This is a genomic window from Stenotrophomonas koreensis, from assembly GCF_001431525.1.
GTDB lineage: Bacteria > Pseudomonadota > Gammaproteobacteria > Xanthomonadales > Xanthomonadaceae > Stenotrophomonas > Stenotrophomonas koreensis.
Genome location: NZ_LDJH01000006.1, coordinates 28,502 through 50,922, shown reverse-complemented (window position 1 = coordinate 50,922; position 22,421 = coordinate 28,502). Strand labels below are relative to the sequence as shown.

Annotated in this window: 19 protein-coding genes and 1 tRNA gene; 4 read left to right on the top strand and 16 right to left on the bottom strand. The window is 65.5% G+C overall.

Translation table 11 applies throughout. From position 1 onward, the window contains the following. Positions 1-72: 72 nt before the first annotated feature. Positions 73-1,455 (bottom strand): DNA repair protein RadA, encoded by a 1,383-nt coding sequence (gene radA / locus ABB25_RS02720; RefSeq protein WP_057663398.1) that lies wholly within the window; start codon positions 1,453-1,455, stop codon positions 73-75. A gap of 124 nt (positions 1,456-1,579) precedes the next feature. On the opposite strand from radA, the gene ABB25_RS02715 reads away from it, so the two are divergent. Further along, on the top strand, positions 1,580-3,697 hold the full coding sequence (locus ABB25_RS02715; protein ID WP_083488069.1) for a putative bifunctional diguanylate cyclase/phosphodiesterase: 2,118 nt from the start codon (positions 1,580-1,582) through the stop codon (positions 3,695-3,697). On the opposite strand, the gene ABB25_RS02710 is transcribed toward ABB25_RS02715, so the two are convergent. The 11 genes from ABB25_RS02710 to murJ all read right to left on the bottom strand — a co-directional run bounded on the left by ABB25_RS02710 (position 3,625) and on the right by murJ (position 15,707). Beyond that, positions 3,625-4,278 carry a lysoplasmalogenase gene (locus tag ABB25_RS02710; protein WP_425477290.1) on the bottom strand — a complete coding sequence of 218 codons (654 nt, stop codon included), beginning with the start codon at positions 4,276-4,278 and terminating at the stop codon, positions 3,625-3,627. The genes ABB25_RS02715 and ABB25_RS02710 overlap by 73 nt on opposite strands. Positions 4,279-4,412: 134 nt before the next feature. After that, on the bottom strand, positions 4,413-4,739 hold the full coding sequence (gene cyoD / locus ABB25_RS02705; RefSeq protein ID WP_057663392.1) for a cytochrome o ubiquinol oxidase subunit IV: 327 nt from the start codon (positions 4,737-4,739) through the stop codon (positions 4,413-4,415). Continuing rightward, positions 4,739-5,365 carry a cytochrome o ubiquinol oxidase subunit III gene (cyoC, locus tag ABB25_RS02700; RefSeq protein WP_057663389.1) on the bottom strand — a complete coding sequence of 209 codons (627 nt, stop codon included), beginning with the start codon at positions 5,363-5,365 and terminating at the stop codon, positions 4,739-4,741. Before cyoC ends, cyoD begins: the two co-directional genes overlap by 1 nt. Then, entirely contained in the window at positions 5,362-7,359 is a 1,998-nt protein-coding gene (cyoB, locus tag ABB25_RS02695; protein WP_057663386.1) for a cytochrome o ubiquinol oxidase subunit I, read from the bottom strand. The genes cyoC and cyoB overlap by 4 nt, the downstream gene beginning before the upstream one ends. A 2-nt stretch (positions 7,360-7,361) precedes the next feature. Continuing rightward, positions 7,362-8,405 carry a ubiquinol oxidase subunit II gene (gene cyoA, locus ABB25_RS02690; protein WP_057663383.1) on the bottom strand — a complete coding sequence of 348 codons (1,044 nt, stop codon included), beginning with the start codon at positions 8,403-8,405 and terminating at the stop codon, positions 7,362-7,364. Between the two features lie 265 nt (positions 8,406-8,670). After that, a tRNA-Thr gene (locus ABB25_RS02685) sits at positions 8,671-8,746 on the bottom strand. Between the two features lie 36 nt (positions 8,747-8,782). Then, the gene (gene ispH, locus ABB25_RS02680; RefSeq protein WP_057664414.1) at positions 8,783-9,733 is read right to left on the bottom strand and encodes a 4-hydroxy-3-methylbut-2-enyl diphosphate reductase; all 951 of its coding nucleotides are present in this window, start codon (positions 9,731-9,733) and stop codon (positions 8,783-8,785) included. A 28-nt stretch (positions 9,734-9,761) separates the two neighbouring features. After that, positions 9,762-10,268: a signal peptidase II gene (gene lspA, locus ABB25_RS02675; RefSeq protein ID WP_057663381.1), complete on the bottom strand. Its 507-nt coding sequence runs from the start codon at positions 10,266-10,268 to the stop codon at positions 9,762-9,764. Beyond that, positions 10,268-13,099 (bottom strand): isoleucine--tRNA ligase, encoded by a 2,832-nt coding sequence (gene ileS / locus ABB25_RS02670; RefSeq protein ID WP_057663378.1) that lies wholly within the window; start codon positions 13,097-13,099, stop codon positions 10,268-10,270. The genes lspA and ileS overlap by 1 nt, the downstream gene beginning before the upstream one ends. Then, complete coding sequence (locus ABB25_RS02665; RefSeq protein ID WP_057663375.1) at positions 13,096-14,043, bottom strand: bifunctional riboflavin kinase/FAD synthetase; 948 nt, start codon at positions 14,041-14,043, stop codon at positions 13,096-13,098. The genes ileS and ABB25_RS02665 overlap by 4 nt, the downstream gene beginning before the upstream one ends. A 77-nt stretch (positions 14,044-14,120) precedes the next feature. Continuing rightward, positions 14,121-15,707 (bottom strand): murein biosynthesis integral membrane protein MurJ, encoded by a 1,587-nt coding sequence (gene murJ, locus ABB25_RS02660; RefSeq protein WP_057663372.1) that lies wholly within the window; start codon positions 15,705-15,707, stop codon positions 14,121-14,123. 142 nt (positions 15,708-15,849) lie between these two features. Here murJ and rpsT point away from each other — a divergent pair, with 142 nt between their 5' ends. Continuing rightward, entirely contained in the window at positions 15,850-16,119 is a 270-nt protein-coding gene (rpsT, locus tag ABB25_RS02655; RefSeq protein WP_057663369.1) for a 30S ribosomal protein S20, read from the top strand. 347 nt (positions 16,120-16,466) lie between these two features. Here rpsT and obgE read toward each other — a convergent pair whose 3' ends face one another. The 3 genes from obgE to rplU all read right to left on the bottom strand — a co-directional run bounded on the left by obgE (position 16,467) and on the right by rplU (position 18,309). After that, positions 16,467-17,522: a GTPase ObgE gene (gene obgE / locus ABB25_RS02650; RefSeq protein WP_057664411.1), complete on the bottom strand. Its 1,056-nt coding sequence runs from the start codon at positions 17,520-17,522 to the stop codon at positions 16,467-16,469. A gap of 189 nt (positions 17,523-17,711) precedes the next feature. Further along, positions 17,712-17,972 (bottom strand): 50S ribosomal protein L27, encoded by a 261-nt coding sequence (gene rpmA, locus ABB25_RS02645; RefSeq protein WP_057663366.1) that lies wholly within the window; start codon positions 17,970-17,972, stop codon positions 17,712-17,714. A gap of 19 nt (positions 17,973-17,991) precedes the next feature. Continuing rightward, on the bottom strand, positions 17,992-18,309 hold the full coding sequence (gene rplU / locus ABB25_RS02640; protein ID WP_057663364.1) for a 50S ribosomal protein L21: 318 nt from the start codon (positions 18,307-18,309) through the stop codon (positions 17,992-17,994). Positions 18,310-18,553: 244 nt separating this feature from the next. On the opposite strand from rplU, the gene uvrA reads away from it, so the two are divergent. Beyond that, positions 18,554-21,484 carry an excinuclease ABC subunit UvrA gene (gene uvrA, locus ABB25_RS02635; RefSeq protein WP_057663362.1) on the top strand — a complete coding sequence of 977 codons (2,931 nt, stop codon included), beginning with the start codon at positions 18,554-18,556 and terminating at the stop codon, positions 21,482-21,484. Beyond that, a complete protein-coding gene (locus tag ABB25_RS02630) occupies positions 21,481-21,891 on the top strand; it encodes an acyl-CoA thioesterase (protein WP_057663357.1) in 411 nt (136 codons plus the stop codon). The genes uvrA and ABB25_RS02630 overlap by 4 nt, the downstream gene beginning before the upstream one ends. Positions 21,892-21,966: 75 nt before the next feature. On the opposite strand, the gene ABB25_RS02625 is transcribed toward ABB25_RS02630, so the two are convergent. Next, positions 21,967-22,407, bottom strand: coding sequence for a copper chaperone PCu(A)C (locus ABB25_RS02625; protein WP_057663355.1), 441 nt, complete (start codon positions 22,405-22,407; stop codon positions 21,967-21,969). Between the last annotated feature and the right edge of the window lie 14 nt (positions 22,408-22,421).

The following is a 22,421-nucleotide window of genomic DNA, read 5'->3' as shown; positions in this document are numbered from 1 at the left end:
TCCTTGGTAATTGCCGGATCGGCCCGACCATGGTGCCCCGGCCGCCGCTGCCAGTCCCTGCAGTGCGTCACATCAGGCGCAGGCCGCCTCGATCGCCTGGGCCAGGCGTTCGACCGCGATGATCTCCAGGCCCTTGATGCTGCCGGCCTTCGGTGCATTGGCACGGGGTACGATCGCGCGCTTGAAACCATGGGTGGCGGCTTCCTTCAGCCGCTCCTCGCCATTGGGCACCGGCCGGATCTCGCCGGAGAGCCCGACCTCGCCAAAGGCAATCGTCTTTTCCTGCAGCGGGCGGTCACGCAGCGAGGACAGCACCGCCAGCAGCACCGGCAGGTCGACCGCGGTTTCCTGCACGCGGATGCCGCCGACCACATTGACGAACACGTCCTGGTCACCGACCAGCACCCCGCCATGGCGGTGCAGCACCGCCAGCAGCATGGCCAGGCGGTTGCCCTCCAGGCCGACCGCCACCCGGCGCGGATTGGACAGTGGCGAGGCATCGACCAGGGCCTGCACTTCCACCAGCAGGGGGCGGGTGCCCTCGCGGGTGACCATCACGCAACTGCCCGGTTCGTGCCCGGAGCCGGACAGGAAGATGGCCGACGGATTGGAGACTTCCTTCAGGCCCTTTTCGCCCATGGCGAACACGCCCAGCTCATTGACCGCACCGAAGCGGTTCTTGAAGGCGCGCAGCACACGGAACCGGCTGCCGCTCTCGCCCTCGAAATACAGCACTGCATCGACCATGTGCTCCAGCACACGCGGGCCGGCAATGCCGCCCTCCTTGGTCACATGGCCGACCAGGAACACGGCGGTACCGGTTTCCTTGGCATAGCGCACCAGCCGCGCGGCGGCCTCACGCACCTGCGACACCGAGCCGGGCGCTGCCGTGAGCGTGTCCGTCCACAGGGTCTGCACCGAGTCGGCCACGATGACGCGCGGCTGCTCGCGCATGGCGTGGCCGATGATCAGCTCAACCCCGGTTTCGGCCAGCGCCGCCAGGCCATCGAGCGGCAGGTCCAGGCGCTGGGCGCGGCCTGCCACCTGGGCCAGCGATTCCTCGCCGGTGACGTAGAGCACCTTCTGGCTGGCCGCCAGTTTGGCCATGGCCTGCAGCAGCAGGGTGGACTTGCCGATACCCGGGTCGCCACCGACCAGCACCACCGCGCCATCGACCAGGCCGCCACCCAGCACACGGTCCAGTTCGCCGATGCCGGTGGACAGGCGCACCTGCTCGCTGTGCACCACGTCCTTCAAGGCGGTGACCTTGGGCGGATCGACCTTGCCGGCCCAGCTGGCACGTCGTGACGGGCTGGACTTGCCGGCGGCCACCGCGCTTTCCAGCACGATCTCGGCCACGCTGTTCCAGGCCATGCACTCGGTGCACTGCCCCTGCCATTTGGTGTATTCGGCCCCACATTCATTGCAGACGTAGGCCACGCGGCTCTTTGCCATCACATCGTTTCACTGTAGTGCGCTGCCTGCACGATAACCCAGGCGTATCGCAAACCCTGAGACACAGCTCAAGCCCGTGTCCCGGGTGTCGATAAGGTAAGCACTCTCCAGCTCGCTCAGTGCAATGTCCGGCAGCTACAGTCTCAGCCTCGTGGTGGTTTCCTTCCTGATTGCCGTGCTGGCGTCGTACACCGCGCTGAACCTGGCTGCACGGCGGGTGCACGCTCCCCACGGCGAAGCGCGCTGGTGGCTGCTCGGTGGCAGCCTCGCCCTGGGCCTGGGGGTGTGGTCGATGCATTTGCTCGGCACCCAGGCGTATTCGCTACCGATTGCCCTGGGCTATGACCCGGGTCTTACCGTCATGTCACTGGCCGCCGCACTGGCGGCTGCCGCCTGGGCGCTGTGGTTGAGTACGCGGCAGCAGCTGCGCTGGCCGGCGCTATTGGGCGGCGGTCTGGTCATGACCAGCGGAATTGGCGCAAGCCACTACCTGCGCATGGCCGCGCTGCGCATGCAGCCGGGCATCAGCTACGACCACGAGTCGCTCGGCATTGCACTGCTGCTGGTGATGCTTGCGGCCACCACGGCGCTGTGCTGCGCCCATCACCGCTCGCACACCGGCAGCCAGCCCCGTGGCTGGCGGATTGTTGCCGCGCTGGTCATGGGCCTGGCCATCACCGGCATGCATTACACCGGGATCGCGGCCGCACACTTTGCACCTGACAGCATCGGTGCTGCGGCCATGACGGGGCTGGACGCCACCGCATTGGCCGTCCTGGCCATGGTCACCACCATCGCCGTACTCGCCGTGGCCCTGTTGGCGATGATTTTTGATCGCCGGATGCAGCAGCGCAGCCAGCTTCTGGATACCCACCTGCTGCAGACCCGCCAGCGCCTGCAGCCGGCCACGGTACACGATGCCCTGACCGGACTGCCCAACCGTACCCTGCTGGCAGACCGTATCACCCAGGCAATCGCCAAGGCTGCGCCAACCCATACCCCGTTGGCGGTGCTGTTCCTGAACCTGGATGATTTCCGCAGTGTCAACGAGATCCACGGCCATGCCGCCGGCGACCAGGTCCTGGTCGTGCTGGCGCAGCGGATGCTCAGCGAGCTTGGACCGCACGACACCCTGGCACGCCTGGGCGCCGATGAATTCGTCGTCCTGAGCCAGGTGTCCGGTCCGGATGACGCGGTGCTGCTGGCCGAACGCCTGTTCGACGCCTGTACCCCGACGGTGCAGCTGGAACGTGGCCAGGTCAGCCTGCGTGCCAGCATCGGCATTGCGATGTATCCGGACGATGGCAACGACCAGCGCAGCCTGATCTGCCATGCCAATACCGCCATGAGCCACTGCAAGCAGCAGCTGCACGCCGGCCATGCGTTTTTCACCAGCCACATGCAGGAGCTGGCCGACCGGCAGCTGCGCCTGCTGCAGGACCTGCGCCTGGCGTTGGAGCGCAACCAGCTGCTGCTGCACTATCAGCCCAAGCTGATGGCCGCCGGCCAGCCGGTGATCGGTGCCGAAGCCCTGCTGCGCTGGCAGCACCCGGAACTGGGCCTGTTGATGCCCGACAGCTTCATCGCCATTGCCGAACGCAGTGGCCTGATCATTCCCATCGGCCACTGGGCCCTGGACCAGGCCTGTGCCCAGCTGGGTCGCTGGCATGCGGCCGGCTACCGGCAGTGGAGCATGGCGGTGAACCTGTCAGCGGTGCAGTTCACCGCGCCGGACCTGGCCCAGAGCGTGGCCGAAGTGCTGGCCAACAATGGCATCGCTGCCGACCGCCTGACCCTGGAAGTGACCGAAAGCACGGCCATGCGCGATGTCCAAGCCAGCCTGAAGATCCTGGGCGAATTGACCGCGATGGGCGTGCATATCGCCATTGACGATTTTGGCACCGGCTATTCCAGCCTGCTGTACCTGAAGCGGCTGCCGGCCAGCGAGCTGAAAATCGACCGTGCCTTCGTCAAGGACCTGGATGCCGGCGGCGAAGATGCGGCCATCGTTTCCTCGATCATTGCCCTGGGCCGGACCCTGCAGATGCGCATCGTCGCCGAGGGGGTGGAAACCGCTGCCCAGCAGGCACAACTGGATGCGATGGGCTGTGACCAGCTGCAGGGCTACCACTTCAACAAGCCGCTCGACGCGGCCACCTTCAGCCGGATCTACTGCCTGCCCGGAGCGGACACTCCGGCGTCCACGCACGAGGCGGCGATCAGGTACTGCGCCGCCCAGTAACTGGCCAGCACCCCGGCAATGGCCGCCGGCAACGGGCCGGCGAAACGGTCCCAGGCCAGCCAGCTGTCACTGAGGAGGAAGAGCAGCGCGCCGGCCGCGGCCAGCCTGGCCGCGCGGGGCTGGCCGGGCCCGCAGGCCCTGGCCAGTGCCAGCACCGCCATCAGCGCGATGACCAGCACATAGGCGCTGACCGGCAGGCGCAGGGCGTCAGGCAGATGTGGCCACAGCCCAGCCAGATTGGCACCGGCAATGACGGCTATCAGCAGCGCCAGCGGCAACAACCGCCAGCCGGCGGCGCCCGGCGCAAAGGCGATGATGTAGCAGACATGGGCAAGCAGGAAGGCCAGCAGCCCCGGTACGAACAATCCCTGGGGCAGCATCAGCAGGATGTCGCCAAGCAGCGACAGGCACAGCCCGCAGAAGATCCAGCGACGGTAGCGTCTGGCCGGCGCAGCACTCAGCGGCATCTGCCCCACCCAGAGCAGCAGCCACAGCGTGGCCAGCGGCTTGCACACCCAGTGCAGCCACAACAGGCCGCCACCGGACAAGGCGCCAGCGATCGCGCCGGCAGCCAGCAACATCAATACCGCCACCCTGCTTGCCTGCCCCATCAGCCTGTCTCCGCTGGACAAGGCCGTGAGCATGCAGTGGTGGCGGGGAAAAAACAAAGGGCCACCTGACGGTGGCCCTTTGTCGATCAGCGTTGGCTGAAGGCTCAGTGCATCATGAAGTAGTTCATGTTCCACATCACCCACAGGGTGCCGACCACGATGATGGCGATCACCAGCACGGTGAACAGGCCAACAGCAACGTTCATGCGCTGACCCTTGGACGAATCCAGGTGCAGGAAGAACTTCAGGTGGACCAGCACCTGCAGCACGGCGGTGATCACCACCGTCAGGCCGGTGGCCAGCGGCGACAGGTTGCCGGCCATCACCGCCCAGAACGGGATGATGGTCAGTACGGCTGCCAGCACGAAGCCGACCAGGTAGGAGGCAACGCTGCCATGGCTGTCATGGTCGTGGTTGTCATGTGCGGACATTACATAGCTCCCGTCAGGTAGACCACGGAGAACACGCCGATCCAGATCAGATCCAGGAAGTGCCAGAACAGGCTCAGGCACGCCATCCGGGTCTTGTTGCGCTGGGTCAGGCCATCCTGCGACAGCTGGATGAACATGACGGTCAGCCAGATCAGGCCGCCGGTCACGTGCAGGCCGTGGGTGCCGACCAGGGCGAAGAACGCCGACAGGAAGGCACTGTGGTCCGGACCGTAGCCCTGGTGGACCAGGTGGTTGAACTCCCAGATTTCCATCGCCATGAAGCCGGCACCCAGCAGCCAGGTGATGGCCAGCCAGAAGAACATCTGGCCCTTCTGCGCCTTGTGCAGGGCAATCATGCCCAGGCCGAAGGTCAGCGAGGAGAACAGCAGCAGCGCGGTTTCCCAGGCGACGAAGGACAGGTCAAACAGGTCCTTGGCCGACGGGCCACCGTTGGTACCGCCAGCCAGCACCACGTAGGTGGCAAACAGCGAGGCAAAGATGAGCACGTCGCTCATCAGGTACACCCAGAACCCCAGGATGGTGTTCCCGCCGGTGTCGTGGTGGTGGTCGTCATGGGCCGCCGCGTGCGCGGCGGACCCATGGTGGTTGGTGGAGATAGTGCTCATGCCTTCACCTCGGTCTTCACCAGGCCCTGGGCTTCCAGGTGGCGACGGTGTTCATTCTCGATGCGTTCAACTTCAGCAGCCGGCACCCAGTAATCCACGTCCTTGTCGAAGCTGCGGTAGATGAAGGTACCGATCATGCCGACCAGGCCGATGATGGCCAGCCACCAGATATGCCAGACCATCGCAAAACCCAGCACCAGCGAGAAGGCACCGATGACCACACCGGTACCGGTGTTCTTGGGCATGTGGATGTCTTCGTACTTGGCCGGCTTCGGCCAGGCCTCACCACGCTGCTTGCGCTGCCAGAAGTCGTCCAGCTCCTCACCCTTGGGCAGGGTGGCGAAGTTGTAGAACTGCACCGGGGAAGCGGTTTCCCATTCCAGGGTGCGGGCATCCCACGGGTCACCGGTCAGGTCCAGGTTCTGCTTGCGGTCACGGATGGAGATGGCGATCTGGATGACCTGGCACAGGATGCCCAGGGCAATCAGCGCAGCACCCATGGCGGCCACGATGAAGTACGGCTGGTATTCCATGTTCGGGTAGGACTGCATGCGACGGGTGGCACCCATGAAGCCCAATGCGTACAGCGGCATGAAGGCGACATAGAAGCCAACGAACCAGCACCAGAACGCACGCTTGCCCCAGGTCTCATTCAGGGTGAAACCGAACATTTTCGGCCACCAGTAGGTGATGCCGGCGAAGCAGCCGAACACCACGCCACCAATGATGACGTTGTGGAAGTGGGCGATCAGGAACAGCGAGTTGTGCAGCACGAAGTCGATGGCCGGAATGGACAGCATCACGCCGGTCATGCCACCAATGACAAAGGTGACCATGAAGCCGATGGTCCACAGCACCGGGGAGGTGAACTGGATACGGCCGCGGTACATCGTGAACAGCCAGTTGAAGATCTTCACGCCGGTCGGGATCGAGATGATCATCGTCGTGATGCCGAAGAAGGCATTGACGTTGGCACCCGAACCCATGGTGAAGAAGTGGTGCAGCCAGACCAGGAAGGACAGCACACCGATGGCGGCCGTCGCGTAGACCATGCCCTTGTAGCCGAACAGGGTCTTGCGCGAGAACGTGGCAATCACTTCGGAGAACACGCCAAAGCACGGCAGGATCAGGATGTAAACCTCCGGGTGGCCCCAGATCCAGATCAGGTTGACGTACAGCATGGCGTTGCCGCCACCGTCATTGGTGAAGAAGTGGGTACCCAGGTAACGGTCCAGGGTCAGCAGCACCAGGGTGATGGTCAGCACCGGGAAAGCGGCAATGATCAGCACGTTGGTGACCAGCGCGGTCCAGGTGAACACCGGCATCTTCATCAGCGGCATGCCCGGGGTACGCATCTTCAAAATGGTGATGAAGAAGTTGATACCCGACAGCGTGGTGCCCAGACCGGAGACCTGCAGGGCCCAGATGTAGTAATCCATACCGACACTGGGGCTGTACTCCTTGCCCGACAGCGGCGGGAAGGCCAGCCAGCCGGTGGCGGCGAATTCACCGACCCACAGCGAGATCATCATCAACGCCACACCTGCCACGAACAGCCAGAAGCTGAGCGAGTTCAGGAACGGGAAGGCGACGTCTCGTGCGCCGATCTGCAGCGGCACCACCAGGTTCATCAGGCCGGTGATCAGCGGCATGGCCACGAAGAAGATCATGATCACGCCGTGTGCGGTGAACACCTGGTCGAAGTGGTGCGGATTGAGGTAACCCTCTGCACCACCGGCGGCCAGCGCCTGCTGGGCACGCATCATGATCGCGTCGGAGAAGCCGCGCAGCAGCATCACGAAGGCGACGATCAGGTACATCGCGCCGATCTTCTTGTGGTCCACCGAGGTGAACCACTCCTTCCACAGATAGCCCCAGAGCTTGAACTTGGTCAGCAGGGCCAGTACCACGATGCCGCCGAAGATGGCGCCGACCAGGGTGGTCAGCACGATCGGATCGTGCGGGATCGCATTGAGGGACAGTTTTCCGAACATCGTCATTCTCCCGAAGCGCCATGGCCAGCGTGGGCATCCGCCTGCGGCTGTGCAGCGTGACCGGCATGCTCGCCGGACACCGCCTCAGCCGAAGCTTCCACCGCTGCTGCCGGCGCCGCTTCCACGGCATGGCCAGCATGTGCGTCATGACCGCCCGCTGCGGCATCGTGCTTCATGCCGAAGTGGTGGTTGTCACCCATGTGCCGTTCCACCAGCCAGTCAAACAGGCCGGTTTCAACGCTGCTGTAGTAAGTGACCGGATACCAGTCGTGGTTCTTCTCGGCCCCCAGGGCAGTGAAGGCGGCCTGGTCCAGGGTCTTGCCGTCGGCACGCAGCTTGCCCAGCCACTGCTGGTACTCGGCATCGCTGACCGAATGGGCATCAAAGTACATCTTGTTGAAACCGTAGCCGCTGTAATGCGCCGAACGGCCCGGGAAGGTACCGGTTTCCTCGGCGATCAGGTGCAGCTTGGTTTCCATGCCGGCCATGGAGTAGATCATCGTCCCCAGATGCGGGATGAAGAACACGTTCATCACGGTATCGGAGGTGATGCGGAAGTTCAGCGGGGTGTCGACCGGGAAGGTCAGCTCGTTGACCACGGCCACGTTTTCTTCCGGATACACAAACAGCCACTTCCAGTCCAGCGAGATGGCCTGGATCTCGATACCCGGCTTCTCGTGTTCGATCGGCTTGTACGGATCCAGCGCATGCGAGGACTTCCAGCACAGAACCGCCAGTACCAGCACGATCATGCACGGGATCGACCACACCACCACTTCAATGGCCGTGGAGTGCGACCACTCGGGCTCATAACGGGCATTGGTGTTGGAAGCGCGGTATTTCCACGCGAACACCAGGGTCATCACGATCACCGGGATCACCACCAGCAGCATCAGCACCGTACAGGTGATCAGCAGGGTGAGCTCTTCCCGGGCGATCTGGCCCTTCGGGTCAAACAGGGCCCAGTCACAGCCCGTCATCAAGACGGCCATCGCGACTAGCAGGCCCGGGCGTACTAGACGCCCAAGGGATTTCAACGGAATCATCGACTCGATCCAATTGCGGGAGGGTTGTGCCGAAAAGATGCAAAGTCCCCGGACGCAGAACGGCCCACGTCGGAGCAATTCCGCCGCGGACAGGACACCTGACACAATTCAGCCCGGTGATTTTAGGCCGCCACGCTTTTTAACGAAAGGGATTGACGCGGCGTTGACGCCATATCCGCCCCATGTACGCTGCGACATGTTGTCGCATAGGCCCGGATGCGCCGCGCAGGCATCAAAAAAGCCCGCACAGGGCGGGCTTTTTTGATGGTGCCGGAAACAGGAATCGAACCTGCGACCTACGCATTACGAATGCGCCGCTCTACCAACTGAGCTATTCCGGCGAAGGAGCGCAATTCTAGGCAACGTGAAGGCGTTGGTCAATCAACCAGACGCAGGCGCAGCTCCTTGGGCAGGGCAAACACCATCGACTCCGGCTCGCCATCCAGTTCGCGCTTGCTGGTGGCGCCGAGCTGGGCCAGGCGCGCCAGCACCCCGTCCACCAGCACCTGCGGGGCCGAGGCGCCAGCGGTGACACCGACGCACTGCTTGCCGGCTACCCAGGCGGCATTGATCTCGCCGGCGTTGTCGATCAGGTAGGACTCCACGCCCTCGCGCCGGGCCAGCTCGGCCAGCCGGTTGGAGTTGGAGGAGTTGGGCGAGCCGACCACCAGCACCAGGTCACACTCGGCGGCCAGTTCGCGCACCGCATCCTGGCGGTTCTGGGTGGCGTAGCAGATGTCGTCGTTCTTGGGCCCGTCGATCTTCGGGAAGCGCTCGCGCAAGGCCGCGATCACCGCGCGGGTGTCATCCACCGACAGCGTGGTCTGGGTGGTGTAGGCGATGTTCTCCGGCTGGCCCGGCTGCAGCGCCATCACATCGGCCACATCCTCCACCAGGTAGATCGCGCCGGTATGGGCCTCGCGGTTCCACTGCCCCATCGTGCCCTCCACTTCCGGATGGCCCTCATGACCGATCAGCACCACGTCGCGGCCATTGCGGCAATGCCGGCTCACTTCCAGGTGGACCTTGGTCACCAGCGGACAGGTGGCATCGAATACCTTCAGGCCACGGCGCTCGGCCTCGGCACGCACCGCCTTGGACACGCCATGGGCGCTGAAGATCACCGTATTGCCATCGGGCACTTCGTCCAGCTCCTCGACGAAGATCGCGCCACGTGCCTTCAGGTCATCGACGACGAAGCGGTTGTGCACCACTTCGTGGCGGACATAGATTGGCGCACCGAGGGTTTCGATCGCACGCTTGACGATCTCGATGGCGCGATCCACCCCGGCACAGAAACCACGCGGGTTAGCCAGCAATACTTGCATGGTCATCTCTCACTACGGGGCTGCGCGCTCAACCGGCAGCCTTGGGGGTGTTCCTGCCCTCGAACAGGCCGAACACAAAAATACCGATGGCACCGCCGACGATGGCGCAGTCGGCGATGTTGAATGCCGGCCAGTAGTAGCTGCCGACATGCCACTGGATGAAATCCACCACATGGCCATGGATCTGGCGGTCGATCACATTGCCGATGGCGCCGCCGATCACCAGCGCATACGGCAGTGCCGCCTTCCACTGGCCGCGTGGCAGGTTGAACAGCCACCAGCCCAGCAGGCCGCTGATGGCCACGGCTAGGCCGGTGAACAGCCACAGCTGCCAGCCGCCGGCGCCGGCCAGGAAGCTGAAGGCCGCGCCGGTGTTGTAGGTGCGGTACCAGTTCCAGAAGCCCTCGATCACCGGCACGGCGGTGTACTCGGGCAGGCTGGACAGCACCCAGGCCTTGCTCCACTGGTCAAGCACGATGACCGCCAGCGACAGCAGCAGCCAGACCAGCGCATTGGGGCGCGGACGGGCCGTCATCAGAACCACCACCGGGTTTCACCGCCACCGGCCACGTTGTCGGCACAACGGCCGCACAGTTCCGGGTGCTCGGCCACGCTGCCGACATCGCTACGGTGGTGCCAGCAGCGCACGCACTTGGTCTTGGCCGTCGGCTCGGCGCTGATGAAGATTTCCTCGGTGCTGGCTTCGCGCACCTGGACATCGCCACTGATGAACAAGAAGCGCAGCTCCTCGGCCAGCGGGGCCAGCCGGGCGACGGTGCCGGCATTGGCGGCGATGGTGATTTCCGCCTCCAGTGCGGCACCGATGACGCCGTTGGCGCGCATCGGCTCCAACACCTTGGACACCTGCTCGCGCATGGCCAGCAGCTGCTCGAAATCAGCCGCAGCCAGCGCCGCATCGGCCGGCAGCGGTGCCAGGCCGTCGTACCACGTGGTGAACAGCACATGCCCGGCGCGCTCGCCCGGCAGGTAGGCCCACAGCTCGTCGGAGGTGAAGGTCAGCACCGGGGCGATCCAACGCACGAAGGCCTCGGCCACGTGGTACATCGCGGTCTGCGCACTGCGCCGGCCCAGCGAATCGGCCGGCATCGTGTACAGCCGGTCCTTGGTCACGTCCAGGTACAGCGAACCCAGGTCCACCGAGCAGAAGTTCAGCAGCGCCTGCACGATCTCGGCCAGGTCGTAGCGGTCATAGGCCGCCTTGATCTTTTCCTGCAGCTGCCAGGCGCGGTCGATGATCCAGCGGTCCAGCGCAACCATCTGTTCCAGTGCAACGCTGTTGGCCGCCGGATCGAAGCCGTCCAGGTTGGCCAGCAGGAAGCGGGCGGTATTGCGCAGGCGGCGGTAGGCATCAGCGTTGCGCTTGAGGATTTCCTGCGACAGCGACATCTCGTTGGAGTAGTCGGCCGAGGCGATCCACAGGCGCAGGATGTCCGCACCCAGGGTCTTCATGATGTCCTGCGGCTCGATGCCGTTGCCCAGCGACTTGGACATCTTGCGGCCGTGCTCGTCCACGGTGAAACCGTGGGTCAGGCACTGCTTGTACGGAGCCGCCTTGTCGATCGCCACGCCGGTCAGCAGCGAGGACTGGAACCAGCCACGGTGCTGGTCCGAACCCTCCAGATACAGGTCGGCCGGCTTGCCGAAGCCACGGTCCAGCAGCACACCCTCGTGGGTGACGCCCGAGTCGAACCAGACATCCAGGATGTCGGTGACCTTCTCGTAGTCGGCGGCCTCGGCGCCGAGCAGGCTGGCCGAATCCAGGTCGAACCAGGCATCGATGCCCTGCTCCTGGACGATGTCGGCCACCTGCTGCATCAGCTCGACGCTGCGCGGATGGATTTCGCCGGTCAGGCGGTGGGTGAACAGCGCGATCGGCACGCCCCAGGTGCGCTGGCGGCTGATGCACCAGTCCGGGCGGCCCTCGACCATCGCGCCGATGCGCGCCTGGCCCCAGGCCGGGAACCAGCCGACCTTGCCGATGGCGGCCATCGCATCGGCACGCAGGCCGGCCTTGTCCATCGCGATGAACCACTGCGGAGTGGCGCGGAACACCACCGGGGTCTTGTGGCGCCAGCAGTGCGGGTAGCTGTGCTCCATCTTCGTGTGTGCCAGCAGCACGCCACGCGCGGTAAGTACCTGGACGATGGCGTCCTGGGTCTTCCAGATGTGCTGGCCGGCCAGCTCGGCACCATCGGCGGCCGGGGTGGATTCCAGGTACACGCCGCGACCATCGACCGGGTTGATCTGCCCGGCGTTGTAGTTGTCCATCAGCGCGTACTGCTGGCTGACGGCGAAGTCTTCCTGGCCGTGACCCGGCGCGGTGTGCACTGCACCGGTGCCATCCTCGTCGGAGACGTGCCCGCCATTGAGCAGCGGGATGTCGCGCCCGTCATAGAACGGGTGGGCCAGCAGCTGGTTTTCCAGCGCCGAGCCGGCAGCGCGGCCGTGCACCACGGCCTCGTTGATGCCGTAACGGGCCAGTGCCTTGTCGGCCAGCTTGGCCGCCAGCACCAGCCAGCGCGGCGTGCCGTTGCGGGCCGGGCCTTCCACCAGCACGTACTCGATTTCCGCACCAAGGGACACCGCCAGCGAAGCCGGCAGGGTCCACGGGGTGGTGGTCCAGATCGGTACCGCTACTTCCACCCCGGCCGGAAGATCGACGCCAAAGGCCGCCGCCAGCGCGGCACTATCGCGCGCCGGATAGGCCACGTCGATGGCCGGGGAGACCTTGTCCTGGTATTCGATCTCGGCCTCGGCCAGCGCCGAGCCGCAGTCAAAACACCAGTGCACCGGCTTGGCGCCACGCACCAGGTGGCCATTGGCCACGATCTTGGACAGGGCACGGATCTCGTTGGCCTCGAAGGCAAAATCGGCGGTGCGGTACGGGTTGTCCCAGTCGCCGGTCACGCCCAGGCGCTTGAAGTCGCGGCGCTGGATCTCGATCTGCTCGGCGGCGTACTCGCGGCACTTCTGGCGGAACTCACGCGCGTCCAGCTTGGTGCCGACCTTGCCCCACTTCTTTTCCACCGCGATCTCGATCGGCAGGCCGTGGCAATCCCAACCCGGCACGTAAGGCGCATCGAAGCCGGCCAGATAGCGCGACTTGACGATGATGTCCTTCAGGATCTTGTTGACCGCATGGCCCAGGTGGATCTGGCCGTTGGCATACGGCGGGCCGTCGTGCAGAACGAACAGCGGACGGCCGGCGGCGTTGGCGCGCAGCTGCGCGTACAGGCCCTGCTCTTCCCAGCGCTCCAGCATGCCCGGCTCGCGCTTGGGCAGGTCGCCGCGCATCGGGAAATCGGTTGCCGGCAGGTTGAGGGTGGCTTTGTAGTCCTGGCTCACGCGGTGGCTCGCAGTCTGTGTTCTGAAAGGATGTGACGCGCCTGGGCGGCATCACGCTGCATCTGCGCGGTCAACGCCGGCAGGTCATTGAATTTTTCTTCATCGCGCAACTTGGCGACGAATTCAACTTCGATGTGGCGACCGTACAGGTCACCGGCGAAGTCGAACAGATGGGCTTCCAGCAACGGCTCCACCCCGTCCACTGTCGGACGGGTACCGAAACTGGAGACCGATGGCCACGGCGTCTGGTACACCCCGTGCACCCAGGTCGCGTAGATGCCCGACAGCGCCGGGGTACGCGGAAAACGCAGGTTGGCGGTCGGGAAACCCAGCGTGCGGCCGAGTTGCCGGCCCCGCACCACCCGGCCGGCAATCGCATACGGGCGCCCGAGCAGGTCCGCCGCCGCGGCAAACTCACCGGCCAGCAGGTGCTGGCGGATGCGGGTGCTGGAGACCCGCTCGCCGTTGACCTGGACGGTATCGATCTGCCCGGCAACAAAACCCAGCTGCTGCCCCATTGCCTGCAACAACGCCAGGTTGCCGCCGCGCCGGTTGCCGAAACTGAACTCCGGGCCGATCCAGACTTCGCGCGCGCACAGCCGCTGCACCAGCAGCTGGCGCACGAAATCCTCGGCGCTGGTCGCGGCCATCGCCGCATCAAAGGCCAGCAGGCCGATGCCCTGCATCCCTTCGGCAATCAAGGCATCGACCTTGCTGCGCGCCAGGCTCAGCCGCGGCGGCGGATTGCCGCGGCCGAAGAACTCACGCGGCAACGGCTCGAAGGACACCGCCACCGCCGGCACGCCGAGCGCGGCCGCGCGCTGGGCGGTATGCCGCAGCAACGCCCGATGCCCCAGATGCACGCCATCAAAGGCACCAATGCACACCACACTGCCGGCGGGAAACAGCACGTTGCCTTCAAGCTTGCGGAACAGCCTAGTCATGGATGTAGAGCCAACCGGCACAACCGGCATCTAGACGGGGGACGGGAAAGTATAGCCGGCTGCAGCTGGCCGCCGCCTCACCGCGCGCGCAACTGACGCAGGTTGTAGCCGCACAGCAGCAGTACCAGCGCATAGGCCGTCGCCCCGGCAACGACCATGGCCAGCAGGCGCAGGCCGCGTTGCCACCACAGCCAGGCGGCAAAATCCGGCCACAGCCCGCGCAGCAGCAGCAGCACCACCACCATCGCCAGGCTGGCCAGGCCAACCTGCAGCGCAAACCGGCCCCAGCCCGGCTGACCGCTGAATACCCCGGCACGGCGCAGGTACCAGGCCAGTTGCAGCGCATTGCTCCAGCCGGCGATGGCGATGGCCAGGGCCAGCAGCGCATGCGCCCCGGGCAGCAGCTTCAGCGCCCCGGTCAGGCTGCCACCGGCCTGCGCCAGCGCCGCCTGCCCGGCCGGGGTCAACCACAGCAGGCCCGCGATCAGGCCCAGCGTCGCCAGTGCATTGATCGCCACCGAGACCAGCCCGGCCTTGACCGGGGTGCGGGTGTCCTGGCGGGAGAAAAATGCCGGCGCCAGCACCTTGACCAGCAAAAAGGCCGGCACCGCCAGCGCCTGCGCCACCAGCGACCAGGCGCTCATCCGCGCATCGGTGGCACTGAAATTGCCGTACTGGAACAGTGTGAACAGCAGCGCCTCGGCGCACAGCACCAGGCCGATGCCGGCCGGAATGCCGATCAGCAGGCACAGCCGCAGGCCCCAGTCCAGCCCCCGTGAATAGCCGTCCACATCGCCGGCAGCAAAGCGCGCGGACAGATGCGGCAGGATCACCGTGCCGATCGCCACCCCGAACATGCCCAGGGGAAATTCAAGCAGACGGTCGGAGTAGTACAGCCAGGTCATCGAGCCACCGACCAGCAGCGAGGCGGCGAAGGTATTGAACAACAGGTTGAACTGCGCCACCGAGGCGCCAAACAGGGTCGGCACCATCAGCCTGCCGATCCTGCGCACCCCGGCATGGGCCAGGTCCCAGCGCGGGCGCGGCAGCAGCCCGAGCCTGGCCAGCGACGGCAGCTGGAAGGCCAGCTGCAGCACACCGGCGGCAAATACCCCCCAGGCCAGCGCGAACACCGGCTCATAACCCCAGTGCCGGGCCAGCGGCGCGCCCCACAGCGCGGCGATGATCATGGCCACATTGAGCAGGATCGGCGACAGCGCCGGGATCGCAAAGCGCCCGTAACTGTTCAGGATGCCGCCGACCATCGCCGCCAGCGAGATGAACAGGGCATACGGGAAGGTGATGCGCAGCATGTCCACCGCCAGCTGCCACTGCTCGCTGCCGGGCACAAACCCCGGCGCAACCACGCTGATCAGCCACGGCGAGGCGGCAATCGCTGCGGCGGTGACCACCAGCAGCGCCCCGATCAGCACCCCGGCCACCCGGTCCACCAGGACCTTGACCGCCTGCAGGTCGCCTGCGGCCTTGTACTGGGCCAGCACCGGCACGAAGGCCATCGAGAACGAGCCCTCGGCAGAGAGCCGGCGCAGGAAGTTGGGAATCCTGAACACGGCCACGAAAGCGTCCATGGCCGCACTGGCGCCAAACACCTGGGCGTAGATCAGGTCACGCAGCAGGCCACTGATGCGCGAAAGGAAGGTCATGGCGCTGAAGACCGCAGTCGAGCGCAACAGTCGTGCGCTCAACGGCGCCCCCTTGACAAGTCAACTTGACGTAAAGTTCGAAGGTGATCATACTAGCGTGCTTGCTGTTCCCACTACACCGATTTTTCAGGAAACCACCACCGTGGCCAATATCAAGTCCGCCAAGAAGCGCGCCAAGCAGACCGTCGTGCGCAACGAGCGCAACGTCGCTCAGCGTTCGATGCTGCGCACCGCTGTCAAGAAGGTGATCAAGGCCCTGGACGCCAACGACGCCGCAGGCGCCCAGGCTGCCTTCACTGCCGCCCAGCCGATCCTGGATCGCCTGAGCGCCCGTGGCCTGATCCACAAGAACAAGGCTGCTCGCCACAAGAGCCGCCTGACCGCCCGCATCAAGGCTCTGGCTGCGGCCTGAGTCTAGTCGGAACGGCACTGGCAGCCGCTACTGCAGTAGTGGCTACCCAAAAACCCGGCTTCGGCCGGGTTTTTTATTGCCACCGGGCACGGGCGGCAGGCACAGCCCCACCCAGAGGCAGGCCGACCCAGGAAGGCGCCAGTTACTGCTGCGGCACACCCGCAGGCAGCCAGCGCCCGAACCGGAGCGCAACCGCTGGCACCGTCGGCGCACCTACCTGACAGCAACAACGCGGGGCAGCGCGGATTTCATGCGGCCGCGGCAGACATGTCCACATCACCCCCAGCGGGGTGCAGGTACAAAAAAGCCCGGCCAGCAGCCGGGCTTTCCGCCATCAGGAAGGCCGTTCAGCCCTGCTCGCGCGCCGCCTCTTCGGCAGCCTCACGCTGCTGGTCAAAGAAGGTCATCACCTTGTTCATGATCGGCCAGGTGCCCTCACGACCCAGCGCCGACACCAGGAACCACGGCGCCTTCCAGTCCAGCTCGGCAATGATCTGCTCGGCGGCAGACCTGGCTTCGTCCTCGAACATCAGGTCTGCCTTGTTCAGGATCAACCAGCGCGGCTTGTCCAGCAGCTCCGGGTCGTGCTTTGCCAGCTCGCGCTCGATCGCCCGCACCTGCTCCACCGGCGACACCCCGTCCACCCCGCCTTCCATCGGCGAGATGTCCACCAGATGCAGCAACAGCCGGGTGCGCTGCAGGTGGCGCAGGAACTGGGTCCCCAGGCCGGCGCCATCGGCGGCACCCTCGATCAGGCCGGGCACGTCGGCGATGACGAAGCTGCGGTAGTTCTCGACCTTGACCACACCCAGGTTCGGGTACAGCGTGGTGAAGGGGTAATCAGCCACCTTCGGGGTCGCTGCCGAAACGGCACGGATGAAGGTGCTCTTGCCGGCATTGGGAAAGCCCAGCAGGCCAACATCGGCCAGCAGCTTGAGCTCCAGCTTCAGCAACCGCTCCTCACCCTCCTCACCCGGCAGTGCCTGCCGTGGCGAACGGTTGACCGAGCTTTTGAAGTGCATGTTGCCCAGGCCCCCCTTGCCGCCCTTGGCCACCAGCAGACGATCGCCGTGGGTGGTCAGGTCGCCGATCACTTCATCGGTGGCGACATTGATCACCACGGTGCCGACCGGAACGGTGATGATCTTGTCCTCACCGCCCTTGCCATACATCTGCCGGCCCATGCCGTTCTCGCCACGCTGCGCCTTGAAGATGCGCTCGTGACGGAAGTCGATCAGGGTATTCAAATTTTCATCGGCGACCAGCCAGACACTGCCGCCATTGCCACCATCACCACCGTCCGGCCCGCCCAGCGGGATGAACTTCTCGCGACGGAAGCCGACGCAGCCGTTGCCGCCGTTGCCGGCGATGACCTGGATTTCTGCCTCGTCTACAAGTTTCATGACGCGCTCGATTGCCTTGGGCGGAGGCCGGTAACCCTGGCCGATCCGCGAAGTGTAGCCACCACCGGCTGACAGCACGGTGGATGATATTGCCCGACCAATGGCCGGAGCAACGAAAAACCCCGCCGAAGCGGGGCTTTCGTCAGCGTTTGCGCACCTTGACGGCGCGCTCGCCGCAACCGGCGCTGATCAGACAGCAGCAACCACGTTGACGGTACGACGCTTGTTCGGGCCCTTGACGGTGAATTCCACCTTGCCGTCGACCAGTGCGAACAGGGTGTGGTCACGACCCAGACCAACGCCGGCGCCCGGATGGAACTGGGTGCCGCGCTGACGCACGATGATGTTGCCGGCTTCGATCGCCTGGCCGCCGAAGATCTTGACGCCCAGGTACTTCGGGTTGGAGTCGCGACCGTTGCGCGAGGAGCCTACGCCCTTTTTATGTGCCATGACTGCTTCTCCTTAGAGCTTACTTGTTACCACCGGCGATGCCGGTGATTTCGATCTGGGTGTAGTACTGACGGTGGCCCTGGCGCTTCATGTGGTGCTTGCGGCGACGGAACTTGATGATGCGGACCTTGTCGGCACGACCCTGTTCGACGACCTTGGCGGTCACGGTAGCGCCCTTGACGGCTTCACCGATCTTGATGCCATCGGCATCGCCGAGCATCAGGACGTTGTCAAAGGTGATCTCGCTGCCGACATCGGCCTCGAGCTTTTCAACGCGCAGGGTTTCACCCTGGGCAACGCGGTACTGCTTACCGCCAGTTACCAGAACTGCATACATGACCAGACTTCCTCTGTAGTTATTGTGGTCGCGAGCATCTACCCAACCGGATAGACAGGAGCGGGATTGTATGCGCCCGGCCACTTTCCAGTCAAACCGCGCAGCCGCCCAGGTTCAACCGCGGTTGCCGATTGCCGGCGCCCTCCTCCACGCAGATTGCCCCCGGCGATGCGGCTGGTTAGGCTGGTCGACTGCCACCCTCCCCAACCGCCCGGTGCACCGGGCGGCGCAACTGGAATCCCCCATGGCGATGGACTACATCCGGCTCCGCGGCGCGCGGACCCACAACCTCAAGAACATCGACCTGGACCTGCCGCGCGACAAGCTGATCGTGATCACCGGCCTGTCCGGCTCGGGCAAGTCCTCGCTGGCCTTCGACACCATCTATGCCGAGGGCCAGCGCCGCTACGTCGAATCGCTGTCAGCCTATGCACGCCAGTTCCTCAGCGTGATGGAAAAGCCGGATATCGACCATATCGAGGGCCTGAGCCCGGCAATCTCGATCGAGCAGAAGTCCACCAGCCACAACCCGCGCTCCACCGTCGGCACCATCACCGAGATTTACGACTACCTGCGCCTGCTCTACGCCCGCGTCGGCACCCCGCGCTGCCCCGACCACGGCTACCCGCTGGAGGCGCAGACCGTCAGCCAGATGGTGGACCAGGTGCTGGCGCTGGATGGCGGGCAGCGCTGGATGCTGCTGGCGCCGGTGGTGCGCGAGCGCAAGGGCGAGCATGTGCAGGTGTTCGAGCAGCTGCGCGCCCAGGGCTACGTACGCGTGCGCGTGGACGGCGTGGTGCACGAGATCGACGCGGTGCCGCCATTGGCACTGCGGGTGAAACACACCATTGAAGCGGTGATCGACCGCTTCCGTCCGCGCGAGGACCTCAAGCAGCGCCTGGCCGAAAGCTTCGAGACCGCCCTGAAACTGGGCGACGGCATGGCCACGGTGATGTCGCTGGACCAGCCCGACGAGCCAGCCCAGCTGTTCTCCTCCAAGTATTCCTGCCCATTGTGCGACTACGCGCTGCCCGAACTGGAACCGCGGCTGTTCTCGTTCAACGCACCGATGGGCGCCTGCTCCGGCTGTGATGGCCTGGGCGTGGCCGAGTTCTTCGACCCGGCGCGCGTGGTGACCCACCCGGAGCTGAGCCTGGCCGCTGGTGCGGTGCGCGGCTGGGACCGGCGCAATGCCTACTATTTCCAGCTGATCGCCTCGCTGGCCAGGCACTACGGCTTCGATGTCGACGCCCCGTGGGACAGCCTGGGCACCGAGGTACAGCAGGCGATCCTGTATGGCAGCGGCGAAGAGCAGATCAATTTCACCTACTTCACCGAGGCCGGCGGCCGCAGCCAGCGCAAGCACCGTTTTGAAGGCGTGGTTCCGAACCTGCAGCGGCGCTACCGCGAAACCGAATCGGCCGCCGTGCGCGAGGAGCTGGCCAAGTACATTTCCCAGCGCCCCTGCCCGGAATGCAACGGCGCGCGCCTGAACCGCGCCGCCCGCCACGTGTTCGTGGCCGATCGCCCGCTGTCGGACATCGTCACCCTGCCGATCGGCGAGGCACTGGCCTTCTTCCAGCACCTGCACCTGCCCGGCTGGCGCGGGGAAATCGCCAGCAAGATCGTCAAGGAAATCAGCGAACGGCTGGGCTTCCTGGTCGATGTCGGGCTGGATTACCTGATGCTCGAGCGCAAGGCCGAGACCCTGTCCGGCGGCGAAGCCCAGCGCATCCGCCTGGCCAGCCAGATCGGCGCCGGCCTGGTCGGGGTGATGTACGTGCTCGACGAGCCCTCCATCGGCCTGCACCAGCGCGACAACGAGCGCCTGCTGGCCACCCTGACCCGGCTGCGCGACCTCGGCAATACGGTGATCGTGGTCGAGCACGACGAGGACGCGATCCGCCTGGCCGACCATGTGGTGGACATCGGCCCGGGCGCCGGCGTGCACGGTGGCCGCGTGGTCGGCCAGGGCTCGATGGAGGACCTGATGGCCGCCCCCGAATCGGTGACCGGCCAGTTCCTGTCCGGCAAACGCCGGATCGAGGTCCCGGCCCGCCGGCACGCGCCGAACCCGAAGATGATGCTGCACCTGCGCGGTGCCAGCGGCAACAACCTCAAGAACGTGGACCTGGACATCCCGGCCGGGCTGATGACCTGCATCACCGGCGTGTCCGGCTCGGGCAAGTCCACCCTGATCAACGACACCCTGTTCACCCTGGCCGCCAACGAGATCAACGGCGCCTCGCACACCGTGGCTCCGTTCCGCGAGGTCGAGAACCTGGACCTGTTCGACAAGGTGGTGGACATCAACCAGTCGCCGATCGGACGCACCCCGCGCTCCAACCCGGCCACCTACACCGGGCTGTTCACCCCCCTGCGCGAGTTGTTCGCGCAGATGCCCGAGGCACGCGCGCGCGGCTACTCGCCGGGCCGCTTCTCCTTCAACGTGCGTGGCGGCCGCTGCGAGGCCTGCCAGGGCGATGGCCTGATCAAGGTCGAGATGCACTTCCTGCCTGACGTCTACGTGCCGTGCGATGTCTGCGGCGGCAAGCGCTACAACCGCGAGACGCTGGAGATCACCTACAAGGGCTACAACATCAACGACATCCTGGAGATGACCGTCGAGGATGCGCTGGCCCTGTTCGAGCCGGTGCCGGCGCTGGCACGCAAGCTGGAGACCCTGGTCGATGTCGGCCTGAGCTACGTCAAGCTCGGCCAGAGCGCGACCACCCTGTCCGGCGGCGAGGCCCAGCGCGTGAAGCTGGCCAAGGAGCTGAGCCGGCGCGACACCGGGCGCACGCTGTACATCCTGGACGAGCCAACCACCGGCCTGCACTTCCACGACATCGAGGCGCTGCTGGTGGTACTGCACAAGCTGCGCGACGAGGGCAACACCGTGGTGGTGATCGAGCACAACCTGGATGTGATCAAGACCGCCGACTGGGTGGTGGACCTGGGGCCGGAGGGCGGCCACCGCGGTGGCACCATCCTGGCCTGCGGCACCCCCGAAGCGATTGCCGCCACCGAAAGCTCGCACACCGGCCGCTTCCTGGCCCCGCTGCTGGCAGGTGCCGCGCCGGGCGAGAAGCCGGCCGCCGTGGCCAACAAGCCCGATGCCCGTCCACCGCGCAAAGCCGCCAAGAAAACCACCCGCAAGAAGGCCGAGAAATGAGCGACACCTCCCCCAAACTGCTGGCCCGCGTGCCGATCACCGTGCGCTGGCGCGACATGGACGCGATGGGACACGTCAACAACGCCAAGTACATTTCCTTCCTGGAAGAGGCGCGCGTGCGCTGGATGCTCGGCGTGGAAGGGGTGTCGATGAACGACCGCATCGCCCCGGTGGTGGCCAACACCAACGTCAACTACCGCGCCCCGATCGTATGGCCGAACAACATCGTGGTGGAGCTGTACGTGGAACGCCTGGGCAATGCCTCGGTGACCATCGCCCACCGCATCGTCGATGAGAAGGACGCCAGCGTGCTGTATTCGGACGGCAACGTGGTCGTGGTCTGGATGGATACCCAGACCGGCCGCAGCGCCCCGCTGCCCGAGGCCGTGCGCCAGGCCAGCCAGTAAGCAGCGCACGTGAGTGGATTGAAAAACCCCGGCCGGCAGCCGGGGTTTTTCGTCATCACCATCGCGCGGGTTGCCTCAGCGCGCGCGTACCGGCAGGCGATAGACCCAATGGCCATTGCCATCATCGATCTCCAGCTCCAGCTGGCTGCCGGGCACCACGCCCGGCTGCAGCCCGTGCAGCATCAGATGCAGGCCACCCGGCTCCAGGCTCACGTGTTGCCCTGCGGCTAGCTGCAGCCCCGGCACCGGACGCATCCGGCTGATGCCATCGGTGATCTCGGTCCGGTGCAACTCAACGTGCCGGGCCTGGGCACTGTGCAGGCCGACGAGGCTGACAGTGTGCGCGCAGCGGTTATGCAACTGCCCGTAGCCGGCAGTCATCGCACGCCCGGCCATCGGTGCCCGCACCCAGCCCTGCTCCAGCAGCAGGCAGGCCGCCGGTGCCGGGCGCAGTGCATGCGCAGCGCCGCTGGCGGCCAGCGCCAGCGCAACGGCAGCGATTGCTTTGACTATCATGAGGCCCTCCTCCT

Excerpts from the sequence above, each read along its gene's own strand:
- radA (WP_057663398.1), bottom strand. The coding sequence starts at position 1,455 with ATGGCAAAGAGCCGCGTGGCCTACGTCTGCAATGAATGTGGGGCCGAA.
- ABB25_RS02715 (WP_083488069.1), top strand. The coding sequence starts at position 1,580 with ATGTCCGGCAGCTACAGTCTCAGCCTCGTGGTGGTTTCCTTCCTGATT.
- ABB25_RS02710 (WP_425477290.1), bottom strand. The coding sequence starts at position 4,278 with ATGTTGCTGGCTGCCGGCGCGATCGCTGGCGCCTTGTCCGGTGGCGGC.
- cyoD (WP_057663392.1), bottom strand. The coding sequence starts at position 4,739 with ATGTCCGCACATGACAACCACGACCATGACAGCCATGGCAGCGTTGCC.
- cyoC (WP_057663389.1), bottom strand. The coding sequence starts at position 5,365 with ATGAGCACTATCTCCACCAACCACCATGGGTCCGCCGCGCACGCGGCG.
- cyoB (WP_057663386.1), bottom strand. The coding sequence starts at position 7,359 with ATGTTCGGAAAACTGTCCCTCAATGCGATCCCGCACGATCCGATCGTG.
- cyoA (WP_057663383.1), bottom strand. The coding sequence starts at position 8,405 with ATGATTCCGTTGAAATCCCTTGGGCGTCTAGTACGCCCGGGCCTGCTA.
- ispH (WP_057664414.1), bottom strand. The coding sequence starts at position 9,733 with ATGCAAGTATTGCTGGCTAACCCGCGTGGTTTCTGTGCCGGGGTGGAT.
- lspA (WP_057663381.1), bottom strand. The coding sequence starts at position 10,268 with ATGACGGCCCGTCCGCGCCCCAATGCGCTGGTCTGGCTGCTGCTGTCG.
- ABB25_RS02665 (WP_057663375.1), bottom strand. The coding sequence starts at position 14,043 with ATGACTAGGCTGTTCCGCAAGCTTGAAGGCAACGTGCTGTTTCCCGCC.
- murJ (WP_057663372.1), bottom strand. The coding sequence starts at position 15,707 with ATGACCTTCCTTTCGCGCATCAGTGGCCTGCTGCGTGACCTGATCTAC.
- obgE (WP_057664411.1), bottom strand. The coding sequence starts at position 17,522 with ATGAAACTTGTAGACGAGGCAGAAATCCAGGTCATCGCCGGCAACGGC.
- rpmA (WP_057663366.1), bottom strand. The coding sequence starts at position 17,972 with ATGGCACATAAAAAGGGCGTAGGCTCCTCGCGCAACGGTCGCGACTCC.
- rplU (WP_057663364.1), bottom strand. The coding sequence starts at position 18,309 with ATGTATGCAGTTCTGGTAACTGGCGGTAAGCAGTACCGCGTTGCCCAG.
- uvrA (WP_057663362.1), top strand. The coding sequence starts at position 18,554 with ATGGCGATGGACTACATCCGGCTCCGCGGCGCGCGGACCCACAACCTC.
- ABB25_RS02630 (WP_057663357.1), top strand. The coding sequence starts at position 21,481 with ATGAGCGACACCTCCCCCAAACTGCTGGCCCGCGTGCCGATCACCGTG.
- ABB25_RS02625 (WP_057663355.1), bottom strand. The coding sequence starts at position 22,407 with ATGATAGTCAAAGCAATCGCTGCCGTTGCGCTGGCGCTGGCCGCCAGC.